The 15,146-nt window shown below is 69.1% G+C and carries 12 protein-coding genes; 6 read left to right on the top strand and 6 right to left on the bottom strand.

Annotated features, from left to right (window positions below):
• Nucleotides 1–53: 53 nt before the first annotated feature.
• On the bottom strand, nucleotides 54–4,838 hold the full coding sequence (locus VFB33_02965; protein HZO80630.1) for an NAD-glutamate dehydrogenase domain-containing protein: 4,785 nt from the start codon (nucleotides 4,836–4,838) through the stop codon (nucleotides 54–56).
• Nucleotides 4,839–5,015: 177 nt separating this feature from the next.
• Between VFB33_02965 and VFB33_02960 the strand changes: the two genes are divergently transcribed.
• Together VFB33_02960 and VFB33_02955 are read left to right on the top strand one after the other, a co-directional pair.
• Nucleotides 5,016–6,278: a methyltransferase domain-containing protein gene (locus VFB33_02960; protein ID HZO80629.1), complete on the top strand. Its 1,263-nt coding sequence runs from the start codon at nucleotides 5,016–5,018 to the stop codon at nucleotides 6,276–6,278.
• Between the two features lie 54 nt (nucleotides 6,279–6,332).
• Nucleotides 6,333–6,584 (top strand): hypothetical protein, encoded by a 252-nt coding sequence (locus VFB33_02955; protein ID HZO80628.1) that lies wholly within the window; start codon nucleotides 6,333–6,335, stop codon nucleotides 6,582–6,584.
• Between the two features lie 231 nt (nucleotides 6,585–6,815).
• Here VFB33_02955 and VFB33_02950 read toward each other — a convergent pair whose 3' ends face one another.
• Together VFB33_02950 and VFB33_02945 are read right to left on the bottom strand one after the other, a co-directional pair.
• Nucleotides 6,816–7,193 (bottom strand): hypothetical protein, encoded by a 378-nt coding sequence (locus tag VFB33_02950; GenBank protein ID HZO80627.1) that lies wholly within the window; start codon nucleotides 7,191–7,193, stop codon nucleotides 6,816–6,818.
• A 108-nt stretch (nucleotides 7,194–7,301) separates the two neighbouring features.
• Entirely contained in the window at nucleotides 7,302–7,739 is a 438-nt protein-coding gene (locus VFB33_02945; protein HZO80626.1) for a Rieske 2Fe-2S domain-containing protein, read from the bottom strand.
• A gap of 108 nt (nucleotides 7,740–7,847) precedes the next feature.
• On the opposite strand from VFB33_02945, the gene amrB reads away from it, so the two are divergent.
• Both amrB and VFB33_02935 read left to right on the top strand, forming a co-directional pair.
• Nucleotides 7,848–9,095, top strand: coding sequence for an AmmeMemoRadiSam system protein B (gene amrB / locus VFB33_02940; GenBank protein HZO80625.1), 1,248 nt, complete (start codon nucleotides 7,848–7,850; stop codon nucleotides 9,093–9,095).
• A 77-nt stretch (nucleotides 9,096–9,172) separates the two neighbouring features.
• A complete protein-coding gene (locus VFB33_02935; protein ID HZO80624.1) occupies nucleotides 9,173–10,039 on the top strand; it encodes an LLM class F420-dependent oxidoreductase in 867 nt (288 codons plus the stop codon).
• Between the two features lie 34 nt (nucleotides 10,040–10,073).
• Here VFB33_02935 and VFB33_02930 read toward each other — a convergent pair whose 3' ends face one another.
• Nucleotides 10,074–10,793 carry an alpha/beta hydrolase gene (locus VFB33_02930; GenBank protein ID HZO80623.1) on the bottom strand — a complete coding sequence of 240 codons (720 nt, stop codon included), beginning with the start codon at nucleotides 10,791–10,793 and terminating at the stop codon, nucleotides 10,074–10,076.
• 297 nt (nucleotides 10,794–11,090) lie between these two features.
• Between VFB33_02930 and VFB33_02925 the strand changes: the two genes are divergently transcribed.
• Nucleotides 11,091–12,413: a HAMP domain-containing sensor histidine kinase gene (locus tag VFB33_02925; GenBank protein ID HZO80622.1), complete on the top strand. Its 1,323-nt coding sequence runs from the start codon at nucleotides 11,091–11,093 to the stop codon at nucleotides 12,411–12,413.
• Here the strand turns inward: VFB33_02925 and nfi are convergent.
• The gene (nfi, locus tag VFB33_02920) at nucleotides 12,388–13,146 is read right to left on the bottom strand and encodes a deoxyribonuclease V (protein ID HZO80621.1); all 759 of its coding nucleotides are present in this window, start codon (nucleotides 13,144–13,146) and stop codon (nucleotides 12,388–12,390) included. The genes VFB33_02925 and nfi overlap by 26 nt on opposite strands.
• A 164-nt stretch (nucleotides 13,147–13,310) precedes the next feature.
• On the opposite strand from nfi, the gene VFB33_02915 reads away from it, so the two are divergent.
• On the top strand, nucleotides 13,311–13,919 hold the full coding sequence (locus VFB33_02915; GenBank protein ID HZO80620.1) for an isochorismatase family cysteine hydrolase: 609 nt from the start codon (nucleotides 13,311–13,313) through the stop codon (nucleotides 13,917–13,919).
• Here the strand turns inward: VFB33_02915 and VFB33_02910 are convergent.
• Nucleotides 13,916–15,118 carry a pyridoxal phosphate-dependent aminotransferase gene (locus VFB33_02910; GenBank protein HZO80619.1) on the bottom strand — a complete coding sequence of 401 codons (1,203 nt, stop codon included), beginning with the start codon at nucleotides 15,116–15,118 and terminating at the stop codon, nucleotides 13,916–13,918. The genes VFB33_02915 and VFB33_02910 overlap by 4 nt on opposite strands.
• Nucleotides 15,119–15,146: the final 28 nt, after the last annotated feature.

Below are 15,146 nucleotides of genomic sequence, written 5' to 3'. Positions count from 1 at the left end.
TTGCGCAAAGCCGCCCGCTGCTCGTAGGCGGGGTTAGAAAGAAACGGCCGGCCTCAGCCGCCGGCGCCGGAGGCGGCGTGCGCGAGCCGCGCCAACGCGCGGACCGCGACCTGGAGCACCGGCAGCCCGATCGCCGGCATCGTGCGCAGCTCGCCCATGACCTCCGCGGCGGCGTCGAACTCGCGCTCGCGTCCGCGGCGCAGCGCGCGCACCGCCTCGACGGGTTCCATCCCACGCTCGGCGAGCACCGCGCGGCACAGCGCAAGGCGGGCGGCGCGCAGCTGCGCACCGAGATCCTCAGCCGCCTGCCGTTCCCAGCGGTCGTCGATGCCGATAGTTTCGAGCGCCGCTTCGAGGGCGGCGAACTCGGCGAGGTCACTGAGCGCGAAGTAGGCGTGCGCGCACGCAGCCGGCGGCGTGCCGTGCGCCAGGCTCAGGCTGAGCACGCTAAGGAGATGGTCGGCGAAGCCGAGCCGGGCGAGTTGATGGGCGACTTCCTCGGTGTAAACGGTCGCCCGCAGCTCGCGGTACAACCGTTCGAAGCGCTCGCGCTCGCCCGCCGCCAGCATCGTCTCGAACTGCGCGCACAGGCTCTGGAAGCCGGGCTTGAAGCGCGCGATCGCGGGGCCCAGCGCGCCCCCGGCCTCGAGTGCGCCGACCGCCCATCCGCACACCCCTGCCGCCGCGCCTTCCAGCGCGAGCAGCGCCGCCAGCTCGGCCTGCGCGCCCAACCCGCCCGCGTCCGCGCGCAGCCGCTCGGCCTGCTCGCGGAGCTCGAGCACGCCGTCGGCGAAAATCCATGCGTGCACCACCTCTTCGGTGCGCACGCCGCGGCTGCGCGCGAGGCGGAAGATGAAGCTCGCGCCCATCAGGTCAACCATGCGGTTGACCAGGGTGGTCACGATGAGCTCGCGGCGCAGGCCGTGGCGCGGGATTTCGTCGGCAAAGTCGCGCGCGATCGACGCCGGAAAGTACGGCGTCAGGAAGCGCGCGGTCAGGTACGGGTCGTCGAGCAGATGGCACGATTCGAGTTGGGCGAAGAGGTCGATTTTGGTGTAGGCGCAGAGCACCGCGAGCTCGGGGCGGGTGAGCCCGGGATAGCGGCCGCGCCGCTCGCGCAGCTCCTCGTGGCTGGGCAGCGCGGACTCGTAACGGCGCAGCACGCCGCGCTGCTCGATGGCGCTAAGGTGGTCGCGGAAGATGCTGGCCTGGGTCCGGCTGCGCAGCTGCTCGAGGCTGAGCAGCACGACCTGATCGCGGTTGTCGCCGAGCACCAGGGCGACGACTTCGTCGGCGGCCTCGGCGAGCGCGCGGTTGCGCCGCTCGGGCGTGATCCGCCCGCGCTGGAGCGCCGGCTGGAGCAGGATCTTGAGATTGACCTCGTGGTCCGAGGTGTCCACGCCGGCCGAGTTGTCGATGGCGTCGGTGTTGATGCGTCCGCCCGCCATCGCGTACTCGATGCGCGCGCGCTGGGTGAAGCCGAGGTTGCCGCCTTCGACCACGATCTTCGCCCGCAGCTCGCGCGCGGTGATGCGGCAGGCGTCGTTGGCGTGGTCGCCGACCTCGGCGTCGCGCTCGTCGCTCGCGCGGACGTAGGTGCCGATGCCGCCGTTGTAGAGCAGGGTAACGTCGGCGCGCAGGACGGCCTGGATGAGGCTGTCGCTGTCGAGCGCCTCCGCCTCGCAGCCGAGCGCGCGGCGCGCTTCGGGGCTGAGCACGATGGTCTTGGCGCCGCGCCGGAAGACGCCGCCGCCGCGGCTCAGCAGGGCCGGATTGTAGTCCGACCACTGCGAGTTGGGCAGCTCGAAGAGGCGCTTGCGCTCGGCGAAGCTCGCCTTGGGGTCGGGGTCGGGATCGATGAAGATGTGGCGATGATCGAAGGCGGCGATGAGCTTGACGTGATCCGAGCGCAACAGCCCGTTGCCGAACACGTCTCCCGACATGTCGCCGATTCCGACCATCGTGACCGGCGCGCCGCGCCCGAGCTCGATGCCCATCTCGCGCAGATGCCAGCGCGCCGACTCCCACGCGCCGCGCGCGGTGATGCCGAGCGCTTTGTGGTCGTAGCCGTGGCGGCCGCCCGAGGCGAACGCGTCGCCGAGCCAGAAGTTGTGCTCCTCGGCGATCGCGTTGGCGAGGTCGGAGAACGCCGCAGTGCCTTTGTCGGCGGCGACCACCAGGTAGGGGCCGTCCTGATCGAGCACACGCACGCCTTCGGGATGCACGACGCGGCCGTCGATCACGTTGTCGGTCAGCTCCAGCATCGCGCGGATCAGCGTCTTGTAGGCCTCGACGACCTCCTCGCGGGTGGGCGCCGCGCCCGGGCGCGGCTTGACGATGAAGCCGCCCTTGGCGCCGGTCGGCACGATGATCGCGTTCTTGACCGTCTGCGTCTTCATCAGGTCGAGGATCTCGGTGCGGAAATCCTCGGGGCGGTCGGAGTAACGGATGCCGCCGCGCGCGATGCGTCCGGCGCGCAGATGGCATCCCGCCATGGTCGGGCTGTCAACGTGAATCTCGTACAGCGGCGGGGTGTCGGGCAGATTGGGAATGCGCGCGCTCTCGAACTTGAGCGACAGGTAAAGGGCGGGCGGAGTGCGGAAGTAGTTGGTGCGCACGGTAGCCTCGATCATCCCCAGAAAGGCGCGCGCGATGCGGTCGTCGGCGAGGTTGTCGATCGCGCTTAGCGCGGCGAGGTAGGCCGCGCGCAGCTCACCCGCCCGCCGCTCGCGCTCTTCGGCCGCCGGCGCCGGATCCATCCGCAGCTCGAACATCTCGACCAGCATTCGCGCCAGCCGCGGATTGAGCAGCAGCACGCGGCGCAAGGCCGGCAACGACGCGCCCAGGCGCATCTGGAAGGCCGCCGCGACGTAGGCTCGCAACAGCCCCACCTCGCGCCAGCCCAGCCCGGCGCCCAGCACCAGGGCGTTGAGCGGCCCGTCCTCGGCGCGCCCGCTGCGCACCGCGGTCAGCGCCTCGGCGATCGCGCCCGCGCCGCTCATGCTCTCCAGCGGCTGACCGCCCGGTCCCTGCACGCGGAAGGACTGGACGAAGACACGCAGCTCGCCGCCCGCTGCGCCCGCGCGCAGCTCGTGCGCCTCCTCGGAGATGACGCTGATGCCGAAGTTCGACAGCATCGGCATCACGTCGCTCAGCCGCAGCGCCTCGCCCAGCTCGTACATCCTGAGCTCGCTGTGAAGCGCGCCCTCGTGCGCCGCGCCGCCGCCGCCCTGGCGCACCAGCTCGACGTTGAAGCTGCGTCCGCCGGCGAGCAGATTTTCGATCTGCTCGATATCGGCGGCCGCGCGCGCGACCGTGGTGCTGGCCCGGTAGTGGCTGCTGAAGGCGCCGAGCCAGCGCTGGGCGAGCGCGTTGGCGCGGCGGGTGCCGAAGCGCTCGAGCAGTTCCTCGCGCAGGCGCTCCTCCCAGGTGCGCGCGAGCGCGGCGACTTCGGTCTCCATCGCGCGCATCTGGGCGGCGGTGGGCGAGGCGGCGGCGAAGCAGAAGTGCAGCCGCGCGCTGTAGCCCTCGCCCAGGGCGAGATAGTAGTAGATCAGATCGCCTGCCAGGATGCGGCCAAGCGCGGCCTGGATCTGCTTGCGCACCTCGGCCGAGAAGCTCTCGCGCGGCATGATGACGAGCACGACGACGTTGCCGCGCACCGCGTCGTAGCGCACGCTGAGCCGCACCGCCGCCTCGTCCTTGAGTTCGAGGATGAGCCGCAGCTCATCGCGCAGCTCGGCCACCGGCGCGCGGAACAGCTCCTCCTTGGGAAAGCTGTTGAACGCGGTCACCAGCTCCTTGTAGTTGTGCGAGCCGGGCGTGGCGCGCTCGGCCTCGATCACCTCGCGCAGCTTCGCGCGCAGCACCGGGATATGCTGTGCCTCCTCGGCGTAGGCCTTGGAGGTGAACAGGCCGAGGAAGCGATCGAATCCGATGGGCTGTCCGTCGTCGCCGCTACGGCGCAGCGTGATGTCGTCCATCAGGCGGCGGCGGTGGACGCGCGAGACGCTGCGGCTTTTGCCGATAATCAGCGCGGGGCCGTCAAAGAGCAGCGCGCGCTGCGCGGGCTCGAGCGCGTCGAGGTCAACCGGCGCGGCGTAGCGCGAGCGGCCGTGCTCGCGCAGCAGGCCGAGTCCCGAATCCGGCACCGCTTCGAGCGCGCGGTGCCCGTCGCGCGCGATCAGCCGGTAGCGGCGGTAGCCGAGAAAGACAAAGCCGCCGCCGACCAGCCATCGCAACAGATCGCGCACCTCGACCAGTTCGCGCTGCGCCGCGGTTTCCTCGCAGATCTCCAGCGCCCGCGCGCTCATCGCCTCGAAGTCGTCGGTCACGCGGCGAACCTCTTCGAGCACGACGCGGAGGTCGGCGGCAATCCGCTCGGGATCGTGCAGCGCCCCTTGGGGGCGCAATTCGAGGTGGACAAAGGACTCGGGGCGCTCGATCGCGCGCCCGCTCTCCAGCGAGACCAGCCGCCCCGCGGCGTCGCGCGCCACGCTGAGCACCGGATGGAGCAGCATTCCCGCGCCGATGGCGGTCTGATGGAAGTATTCGAGCAGGCTGTCAACGATGAACGGGCAATCCGGCATCGCGCTCTCGACGAACGCGCCGGCGCCGTGCTCGTCGCCGCTTTGCACTCGCAGCTTTACCGGCTCGGCACGCACGGCGAAGAATTCCAGCGCGTCGGCGGCGAGGCGCGCCCGCTGGTCGGCCGACATCGCGGCCGCCGCCTCGGGCGGCAGCCGCTCGAACAGGCGCTGGCTGAAGATCGCCAGCCGCCGCTGCTCCTCGCGTGCGGATTCCGTCTCGGCGATTTGCAGGTTTGATTCGCTGGCCAAATCTGTCGCTCCGGGGAGAGTTGGAGGCGTGCGCTGCGCCCGGGCCGAATTATAAATCGCGCGATGCGCGCGCGGCTACCGGAAAGCGGTCGCAGCGAGAACCGAACTGCGGGCGCCGGCCGGACATCGACCGACGCATCGGATAGGATCCGATCGGCGCGCAGGATGCGCGCGGCGATGGCGGAGGTCGAGATCACCGCGATGACATTCGGGCCGTTCGGAGTCGGCCGGCTCGACGGCGACACCGTGATGGTGCCCAACGCGGCGCCCGGCGACCTGCTCGAAGTAACGGTCGTCGGCCGGCGCGCGGGCCATCTCATCGCGCGCGCCGAGCGCGTGCTCCGCGCGGGCCCCGCACGGCGCACGCCGCCGTGTCCGTACCTGCCGCGCTGCGGGGGGTGCGACTGGCAGCAGATCGATTATCCCGCGCAGGCGCGGCTCAAGGGCGAGGTCATCGCGGGCCTGCTCCGCCGCGCGTTGGGCCTTGAACTCGATCCCGCGACGCTGGTCGAGCCGGCGCCCGCCGAATTCGGCTACCGCGCGCGGGTGCGGTTCAAGGTCGGGCCGCGCGGCGAGTTGGGATTCCACCAGGCCGGCAGCCGGCATCTGGTCGAGGTCGAGCACTGCATGGTCGCGGCAGAAGACATCCGGATGCCGCGCGAGTTCGTGCGCGAGATCAGATGCGAGGAGATCGAGGTCGTTGCCGACCGCGGGCGCGAGGTGTTAGTCGCGCATCTGGCCCGCGCGCCTGCGGCGGCGGAGGTCGCGCGCGCGCGGGCGATAGTCGCGCGCGACCCCCGGCTTGCGGGCGTCGTGATGCGCGGGGGCGCGACGCGCGCGCTGGTGGGCGAGACCGCCGTGCAGGTGGCGCTCGAGCCAGGGCTGGTGTTGGAAGCCGACGCCGATCTGTTCAGCCAGGTGAACCGCGCACAAAACCTGAGACTGGTCGCGATGGTGATGGAGATGGGGGCCCCCGCGGCAGGCGCGCGCGTGCTCGATCTGTTCTGCGGCGCGGGTAATTTCAGCCTGCCCGCGGCGCGCCGCGGCGCGGCGGTCACGGGCGTGGACGCGGAGCCGGCGGCGGTGGCGGCGGCCGCGCGCAACGCGCAACGCCTGGGATTCGGACGCGCCGAGTTCACGGCGCTGCGGGCGGCGGAGCTGGCGCGCTTTCTGCTTCGTGCGCGCTACCGCCCCGACACCGTGATCCTCGACCCGCCGCGCACCGGCGCGCGCGAGCTGATCGAGCCGCTGGTCGCGATGCGCGCGCCGCGGCTGATATACGTTTCGTGCGACGCCGCCACGCTAGCGCGCGATCTGCGCGCTCTGTGCGCGGGTGGTTATCGGATCGCCGCCGTGCGCGCGCTCGACTTCTTTCCCAACACGCATCACGTCGAGCTCGTCGCGCACGCGGTATTGACATCGGTTGCACCGCGTTCCTAATCTAGGTAGGAGCCGCCTCGGCGTTTCCCCCGCCAGCAGAGGGTCAGCGAAGCGATGCCCAAGCAGGAAAAGGAAAAGCAGCCGCGCCCGAAGATTACGATCATTCCGGGCCGCGGGGTGGCGCAGACCATCAACTATCTGCTGGAGGACCGCGACGACCTCGAATGGATCATCGCGGTGGGTCGGACCAAAAACGGAGAGCTCTTCTTCTACGACACCGGCGGCGACATCGTCGAGGATCTCGGCACGCTGGAGTACCTCAAGGCGCGTATCGTGCGCGCGCACTTCGGCGACGAGTACGAGTAAGCCGCCCGCGCCAGGCCCTCGCGCGTCGCATTCTCTCTTCAAATCTCACGACTCGATCGCGCTGTGGCGCTCCACGGCGCCGGGCGCCAAGGCGCGCCGCGCGCCTGACTTCTGCGGGGTCGGCAAAAGTAAGGGCGATGCGCGTGGCCACCCGCGGTGGCGCGCATCGCCCGTGTAATCGCACCTGGCCGCGGCGCACTCGAGGGAGCCCGCAGCGAGGATTTGGACGGCTTAATCTTTGCCTTGGGTGATGTCGTTCGGATACTTCTGCGTGATCCGTTCGGCGGCGAGGAAGTCGTGCATCGCCTTGTCGTAGTCACCCTTGAAGTAGGCGCGCTGACCTTCGAGGAAAAGCTGCTGCATGTGCTGCGCGCTGGCCCCTGAGAGCTGCGCATGCCAGACGTCCTGGCCAACCTTGGTCATCGTGGCCTGCACGTCCTCCTTGCGGTATTTGTGCCAGGTTCCGCTCTTGGGGCCGTACGGCGCCTGCGCGGTGGTCGGCACAGCCTCAGGCGACGCTTCCGCCGCAAACGACGAGGCGGAAAAGACAACTGCGACGCAGACCGCGACCAAACCCAGCATCGCCAATTTCAAAGACTTTGTCGTCATTGACTTCCTCCCTCCTGGCCGAAATCCGCAGTTTCGCTTGCTCATAGCAAAAACGTTCATTCTCACGCAACCATGACGATCCGCTCGCTCCGGGGCGCGGGGCCAGCCCTAGTCTTCGAACTCCTGCTTGGGCGGACACGCGTAGATCACGCCGCCGTCGATCTCCAGCGGCACGCGGTATAACGCTTTGCCGCAGGCGCTGGGCGGTCCGGCGATGCACTCGCCGGTGGAGGGCTCGTAGTAGGCATTATGGGTCTGGCACATGAGGTAGCGCCCTTGCTCGGCGAAGAATTGGTTGTCGATCCAGTCCATTGCCATCGGCACATGGCGGCAGCGGTTGACGTAGGCGTGGAAATGGCCGCGGAAGTTGACCACGAAACATTCCTCGTCGGCGCCGCGCACCGGCAGCATGAACTTCAGCGATTCGCCCGGCTTGAGCGCGCCGGTCGAGCACACCCGGTAACGGATGGCGCGGCGCGCGCCGCGCTTCGCGTTCGTCGCGCGCTCATCCTTGTGGCCGCCCGAGCGGCCGCCGATCTTTGCCATCCTCGATAGTCCCGGCCTTTCCATCCGCGAAGGCGCCGCTCATTATACTCAACAGGAGGCGCGACACCGCCCGCCGCTTCGGGGCGAGTGGCCGCGCAGCACGCGCCGATGGACAAGCCGCGGATTCGCCCGGTGGAGGCATTTCCCCTCGAGCAGGAGGGCCAAAGCGTGGTCTGCCTGCGCGATCCGAGCCGACTTGCGCCGGATCCGATCGTGCTCGGGATGGGCGCTTACTTCCTGGTTACGTTGTTCGACGGCACCAACTCGGTGCTCGATCTCCAGGCCGCGTTCAGCCGTCGCTTCGGGACGATCATTCATTCCGAGCAGATCCGCGAGCTCATCGCGGCGCTCGATCGTGCCGGTTACCTCGACTCGCCGGCGTTTGCCGAACGAGTGCGCGCCGTGCGCGAGGAATTCGAAAAGAGTCCGGCGCGCCCGGCGGTTCTCGCAGGGCTGTGCTATGAGACGGAGGCGCCGCGCTTGCGGGCCGAGATCGAGTCGTTTTTTGAGCGGCCGGGCGCGCCCGGCCGCGACGCGCTTGCCGCCGCGCCGGCGCCCGAGGGCGAGCTGGCGGGGCTTGTCGCGCCGCATATCGATCCGCGCCGCGGCGCCGCGGCCTACGCGTGGGCCTACGGCGAACTGCGCCGCCATCAGCGCCCCGAGCTCGTGGTCATCCTCGGCACCTCGCACTACGGCGCCGGCCCCGAGCTTTTCAGCGCCACGCGCAAGGACTATCTGACCCCGCTCGGCGCGGTGCGCACCGACTGCGGCTTTGTCGAGCGGCTCGGGGCGCGCTATGGCGAGGCGGGCGGCGGCGACCTGTTCGCCGACGAGCTGCTGCATCGCAACGAGCATTCGATCGAGTTCCAGGCGCTGTTCCTGGCGTGGGCGCTGGGCGTTGGCGACTACCAGGTCGTGCCGGTGCTAGTCGGCTCGTTCCACGAGATGGTGCGCGGCGGCGAGCAGCCGGCCAACGATTCGCGCGTGGCCGCCTTCCTTGCAGCGCTGCGCGCGGAGCTTGCGCGCGAGCGCCGGCGCGTGCTGATCCTCTCCGGCGTTGACTTCGCCCACGTCGGGCGCAAGTTCGGTGACCCCTTCGGGATCGGCAACGGCGTGGCCGAGCGAGTGCGGCGCGAGGACCTTGCGCTGATCGAGAACATCAAGGCCGGCGATCCGGGCGGCTTCTTCGCCGACATCGCGCGCGAGGGCGACGCGCGCAAGATTTGCGGGCTTGCCCCGATGTACACGCAGCTCGAGCTTCTGCGCGGCCGGCGCGCGCGTTTGCTTCACTACGACATCGCGCTCGAGCCGCAGACCGATTCGCTGGTCTCCTTCGCCAGCCTCGCGATCGAATAGCGCGCGCGGCGCTTGGCATTCGGCGCGCTTTGCGCGATAAGTCGGCTTCGCATCCCGGTGCGAAAGGAGCCGCACATATGACGGTAGGATTGCAGGCGTTCGTGAGCGAGAGCACCGCTGACCCGGCGCGTATCGCGCGCAAGGCCGAGGCGCTCGGCTTCGATTCGATCTTCATCCCCGAGCATCCGATAATTCCGGTCCACCACAGGACGCCCTACCCGCTCGGCGACGGCTCGATCCCCGAATTTTACGCCCACATGCCGGACCCCTTCGTCTCGCTGGCGCACGCCGCCGCCGCAACCACCCGGATCAAGCTCGCGACCGGGATCTGTCTGGTTCCCGAGCGCGATCCGATCGTGATGGCCAAGGAGATCGCGACGCTCGACTTCTGGTCGGGCGGGCGCTTCCTGTTCGGCATCGGCGCCGGATGGCTCGCCGACGAGTCGGAGATCATGGGGGTCGACTTCAAGCGGCGCTGGCCGATGACCCGCGAGTACATCGCGGCGATGAAGGAGTTGTGGACCAGGCCCGAGCCCAGCTTCGAAGGCAAGTTCGTCCGGTTTCCCAAGGTGAAGTTCTTCCCCAAGCCGGTACAGAAGCCGCATCCGCCAGTCATCATCGGCGCCGGCGGGATCGGGCCGAGTTGCGAGCGCGCGCTAAAGGACACGGTCGCGATGGGCGACGGATGGATGCCGCTGGGGCTCAGCCCCGCCCAGCTTGCCACCGAGCTTGGCAATCTGCGCCGGATGTGCGCCGAAGCGAAGCGCGATTTCGGCCGGATCGAGATCACGTTCCTGATGCTGGAGTTGCCCAAGGAGCCGGCGCGCGCGATCCATGAATATCACGAGGCCGGCGCCCATCGCGTGCTCGTGAGCGCGCCTACGCTTGCGCCCGACAATTTCGAGCGTGAACTGGAGGAGCTCGCGCGTGCCTGCATCCGCTGAGCGCGCGCAAGCCGCTGCGGCGGCCGAGCGCGCGCTACTGGTGCGCCTTGAGGAAGGCGCGGACGCGCGCGACGGCCGCCGGCGTCGCGTCGGGGGTTTTCCACTTCATAATCAGCTCGGCCCTGGGTGCGAGCCGCGCGATCTCCTGCGCGATCGGCGTCGGATGGTAGAGATCGTCGCCCGCCAACACCAGCAGCGGGGTCTGGCAGCCGCGCACGAAGTCGCGCGAGACCGCGAAGACGAAATCGCCGTCGTACATGCGCGCGCGAAAGGCGCGCAGCGCCGCGTCGTCAAGCCCGGGACGCTCCTGCTTCAGCTCATCCGCCCAACCGTCGAACATCTCGTGGAAGGCCTTGCGATTCTCGGCGCTGAGCCCGATCGGGTTTTGCAGCACCGCAGCGCTGACCCGCTCGGGCGCCGCCTTGATTACGCCCAGGCAATAGGAGGAACCGATGCAGCCGCCCATCAGATGGGCGCGGCGCACGCCGAGATGGTCGAGCAGGGCGAGATGGTCGGCGGCATAGGTTTCCCATCCGTCGGTCGCGCTGAGCGGTGCGCGCGAACGCCCGGCGTTGCGCTGGTCCATCGCGATTACGCGGAAGTCGGCCGCCAGCTCGGCGGTCGGGTCGAAGGGGCTGCGCCGCCAGAATTCGATACTCGAGCGCATCCCGCCCGGCGCGAACAGCAGCAGCGGATAGCCCGCGCCGTACTCCTCGTAATACAGCGACACGCCCGCGCGCTCGAAGATTGGCATCGCCCTTCCTCCTGGTGTGCGAGTCGAGAGATGGTTTCGTCAATGGTCATTCGCAGATCGAGGCAGTGGCGGTCAACCCGGAGTGTTGCCGCCGCGGCCCTTGTGCGCAACATCGCCCGGCTCTGGCGAATCTTGACGAACACAGGCGATTTCGGATGCTGGCGGCCCGCTTCAGCGAAATTGCCAATATTGTTTCTTGAAACTCTAAATAGAGTAATTTTAACTTAGAATGGTTAACTGACTATTAACGCAGTTGCTTTGTGCGCCGATAGGTCCTAATCTCGGGCCAAGTTGCCTATGGCTGCGCATGCCGACAAGCCTCCCTCGCCCGTGGTGTTCAACGATCGTGAACGCGATCTGATGGCTGAAGTCGCGCGCCATGTGAAGCCCAATGTCAGCGCGGTGGCGCGCCGATGGGCCGAAGCGATCCGGCTCGACGCGCCGGCCGAGAAAATTCCGCGCATGCGCCAGACGCTGGAAGGGCTGAACACCGAGGTACTCAGCGGGTTTTTCGAGCGTCTGGCCGAGCGCGATCCAGAGGGTGCGCTGGAGGTTTACTCGGGGTTCATCGAGAAGCTCATTCGCAGCCAGCTCGAGGAGCCCGAGCGCCAGCGCGCCACGATTGAGGCGTTGTTCGGCGCGGCGCGCCTGCTGCGCGTGCCGCTCACCAAGGAAATCCAGAACGTGCTCGGCGCCGCCGAAGGCCGCGCCATCTATGTGCAACTATGCTTCAGCCGGCTGTGGGGCTACTGTGCCGAGGAGCTGGGACTGATTTACAGCCGCCTGCGCGAACAGCATCTGCGCCAGCTCTACGACGAGGCGCAGCGCAGCGCCGAGCGGCTGCGCGAGAGCGAAGAGCGCTACCGGATGCTGGTTGGCGAATTGACCGAGGCGCGCGACGCGGCGCTCGAATCCTCGCGCCTGAAGTCGGCCTTCCTTGCCAACATGACGCATGAGATCCACACCCCTCTCAACATCGTCCTTGGCTACGCCGACCTGATGGCGGAGCGGCTCGGCGAACTGGGCGACGAGGAGCGCGCGCGCGAATTCGGCGAGCCGGTGCGCCGCGCCGGCAACCGCCTGCTCGAAACCATCAACGCGATCCTCGAAATCTCCAAGATGGAGGCGGGCGGCTACAAGCTGGCACCGCGCGAGATCAGGCTCGGCGATTTTGCCGGCCGCCTGCTCGGCGAGTTCAAGGTGCTCGCCGCGCGCAAGGGGCTGGAACTTTCGGCGCGCATCGACACCCCCGAGGCGGTGGTCAGGTTCGACGAGAACTGTCTGTCCAACGCGCTGACCAACCTGCTCCAGAATGCGATCAAGTTCACCGAGCGCGGCGCGGTGTCGATGCGCGTGTATTGCGACAGTGGGGGCGTGCAATGCCTGGACGTCGCTGACAGCGGGATCGGAATGGACGCCCGCTTCGTTCCCCATGTCTTCGAGCCCTTCTCGCAGGAGAACAGCAGCCTGACCCGCAAGTTCGAGGGCGTCGGCCTGGGGCTCGCGCTGGTCAGGAAATACCTCGAGCTCAACGGCGCGCAGATCTCGGTCGCGAGCGAAAAGGGCAAGGGTTCAACCTTTACGATCCGCTTTCTCAACGGCGCGCCCGCAACGCAGTAGCGCCCGGGGCGTTCGCAACGGCGGCCTCGCGCTTGAGCCGCGCGACCATGATGTCGGCGAGCCGGGTCGGCTCGGGCACGCGAAACTTCCCCACCGCCATCAGGGCCAGCCGCAGCGCCTGGCGAAAGCCGACGCGATGGCCCGGCGAGATATACACCGGGCGCACGCCCGCGCGCGTGCGCAGCGCTGCGCCGACCCGCTCGCCGCGATCGACCAGCCACGCGAAACTTCCCGCCTCGCATCCCACCGCACCGTGTTCGCCGACCAGGACCGACTTGGCGCATCCGATCGACGGGACGTCGAGCAAATAGCCGAGATGGGCGGCGAGGCCGAAGCGACGCGGATGCGCGTAGCCGTGGGCGTCGAACATCAGCAGGTCAGGGCGATGGCGCAGGCGGGCGAGCGCCGCGAGCACCGCGGGGCCTTCGCGGAAGCTCAACAGGCCGGGAACGTAGGGGAATCTCACCGCGCGTTCGGCGCTCGCGTACTCGACCATGCGCAGCTCGGGCAGGTTGAGCACCACCACCGCCGCGTAGCATCGCCCGCGCGCCTTGTCGTAGGCGACGTCGGCGCCGGCGACGAGCCGTGGCGAGCGCGGTCCGCCGCGAACGATCAGGCGCGCGCGCATCCGCGCCTGGAGGGCGATAGCCTGGCGCGGCGTAAGGTCCCATCGATGGCGTCGCACGGGACGCAGCCCCCCTTGTCTGTTCGCCTCGTACTCGCCGCTAGCCATCGTCCGCGCGCCAGGGCCAGACTTTCACGGGCGCGCCCCGCGCGGTCAAGCGGAAACGATGGGAACCCAAGACCTCCGCGCGAAGTTTAATGATTCGCACGCGCCGCCGGGCGTTTCGCCCACGTATTTGACTCTGCACGGGGCGGCGTTTATCTGCTCTGACAATGACCGCGGCGGGCAAACAAGCCGGCGCCGGCCTGATCAGCGCGCTGCTCGTGCTGGATCTCCAGGTCGACTTTCTTGAGCCGAACGGGCGGATGCCGATCGCCCGCGAGCAAATCGCTCCCGTGCTTGCCGCGGCCAACCGCGCGATTGCGGCCGCCGGGGGGTCGGGCATGGCGGTAGTCTACGTCGGCAACGAGTTCACGCCCTGGGATATCCCGGGCAACTGGTTTCGCCACGGCGCGGCGCTGCGCGGCACGCCGGGCGCCGCGCTCGATCCGCGCCTGCGGCGGCTTGGCGCGGCGCCCTATTTCGCCAAGCGCGGCGGCGACGCGTTCGCCAATCCGGCCCTCGTGAATTTCGTGCGCACCGGCCGTATTACCCGCGTCGTCCTGTGCGGGGTCTATGCCGACGCGTGCGTGAGTGCAACCGCCAGGGGCGCGCTCGGCCGCGGTCTGCGGGTCACGGTCCTGGCCGACGCGGTGGGCGCGGCGAGCGAAGCCGCGCGCCGCCGCGCGCTTACCGGCCTCGGCAGCGCGGGCGTCGGGATCGAAACCACCGCGGATTTCGTCACGCGGCTTGCCGCCAACGCGGCCGCCGCCCGCCGCTAGCGCGCGAGCTCGTGGGTCAGCTTGTCGAGCCGGTCGAAGGCGCGGTTGATTTGCTCGCGCGAGGTCGCGTAGGAGATCCGCACGTGCTCGGGCGCGCCGAAGTCGTTGCCGCCCACGATCGCAACCTGGGCCTCGTCGAGGATGACCTCGGCCAGGCGGTCGCCGTCACCGATCGGACGACCCTTGTACTGGCGCCTGAGCAGCGCCGAGACGTTGGGGAAGACATAGAAGGCGCCGGCCGGCACGTTGGGCAGGCTGAAGCCGGCAAGCCGGCGGATGCGCTCGACCACCAGGTCGCGCCGCGCGCGAAACTCCGCCGCCATCGCATGCACTTCGTCCTGTGCTCCGGTCAGCGCCTCGACCGCGGCGGCCTGGGCGATCGAACTGGGGTTGCCGCTGTTCTGGCTCTGGAGGCGGACCGCGGCGGCGATGACCTCGCGCGGGCCGGCCGCAAAACCGATCCGCCAGCCGGTCATCGCATAGGTCTTCGACAGCGTGTTGAAGACGATTCCGCGCTGCCTGAGCCGCGGTTCGACCTCGAACAAATGCGGGATCCGCGCGCCGCCGTACGAGATGTGCTCGTAGGCATCGTCGGACATCACCCACACGTCCGATTCCGCGAGCACCCGCCCCAGCGAGGCTAGCTCCTCGGTGCCGTACACCGCGCCGGTCGGGTTGGAGGGCGAGTTGATTATGATCCCGCGCGTGCGCGGGCCGATCGCGCGGCGCAGCCGCTCGGGATCGAGCAGAAAGCCGTCGCTTTCCGCGCAGGGCACGAGCTTGGGCGTCGCGCCGCTCAACTGCACCATCGCGACGAAACTCACCCACGCCGGGGTCGGGATGATAACCTCGTCGCCCTCGTCGAAGAGGCTGCCGATGACGTTGTACTCGGCGGGCTTGCTGCCGGCGGACGCCATGATCTCGGCGGGCTCGTACTCCAGGCCGTTGTCGCGCTTGAGCTTGACGCGCACCGCCTCCTTGAACTCGCGGGTGCCCGAGACCGGGGTGTACTTGGTCTTGCCCTCGGCGAGCGCGCGGCGGGCGGCCTCCTTGATGCGCTCGGGGGTGTCGAAGTCGGGCTCGCCGGCGGCGAGCGGGATGACGTCGACGCCGGCGGCCCTTAGTTCAGTTGCGCGGGCGTCGGCGGCCAACGTGGCCGACGGTTTGATCCCGGCCACTCTGCGGTTGAGCTTGAGCATCGCTGTGGGTCCTGGGGGCAAACGCGCG

Source organism: Candidatus Binataceae bacterium (genome assembly GCA_035650475.1).
Taxonomy (GTDB): domain Bacteria; phylum Desulfobacterota; class Binatia; order Binatales; family Binataceae; genus JAKAVN01.
This window is presented reverse-complemented; position numbering and strand designations above follow the sequence as displayed.

Excerpts from the sequence above, each read along its gene's own strand:
- VFB33_02945 (HZO80626.1), bottom strand. The coding sequence starts at position 7,739 with ATGGCAAAGATCGGCGGCCGCTCGGGCGGCCACAAGGATGAGCGCGCG.
- VFB33_02925 (HZO80622.1), top strand. The coding sequence starts at position 11,091 with ATGGCTGCGCATGCCGACAAGCCTCCCTCGCCCGTGGTGTTCAACGAT.
- VFB33_02915 (HZO80620.1), top strand. The coding sequence starts at position 13,311 with ATGACCGCGGCGGGCAAACAAGCCGGCGCCGGCCTGATCAGCGCGCTG.
- VFB33_02910 (HZO80619.1), bottom strand. The coding sequence starts at position 15,118 with ATGCTCAAGCTCAACCGCAGAGTGGCCGGGATCAAACCGTCGGCCACG.
- VFB33_02950 (HZO80627.1), bottom strand. The coding sequence starts at position 7,193 with ATGACGACAAAGTCTTTGAAATTGGCGATGCTGGGTTTGGTCGCGGTC.
- VFB33_02935 (HZO80624.1), top strand. The coding sequence starts at position 9,173 with ATGACGGTAGGATTGCAGGCGTTCGTGAGCGAGAGCACCGCTGACCCG.
- amrB (HZO80625.1), top strand. The coding sequence starts at position 7,848 with ATGGACAAGCCGCGGATTCGCCCGGTGGAGGCATTTCCCCTCGAGCAG.
- VFB33_02955 (HZO80628.1), top strand. The coding sequence starts at position 6,333 with ATGCCCAAGCAGGAAAAGGAAAAGCAGCCGCGCCCGAAGATTACGATC.
- VFB33_02930 (HZO80623.1), bottom strand. The coding sequence starts at position 10,793 with ATGCCAATCTTCGAGCGCGCGGGCGTGTCGCTGTATTACGAGGAGTAC.
- VFB33_02960 (HZO80629.1), top strand. The coding sequence starts at position 5,016 with ATGGCGGAGGTCGAGATCACCGCGATGACATTCGGGCCGTTCGGAGTC.
- nfi (HZO80621.1), bottom strand. The coding sequence starts at position 13,146 with ATGGCTAGCGGCGAGTACGAGGCGAACAGACAAGGGGGGCTGCGTCCC.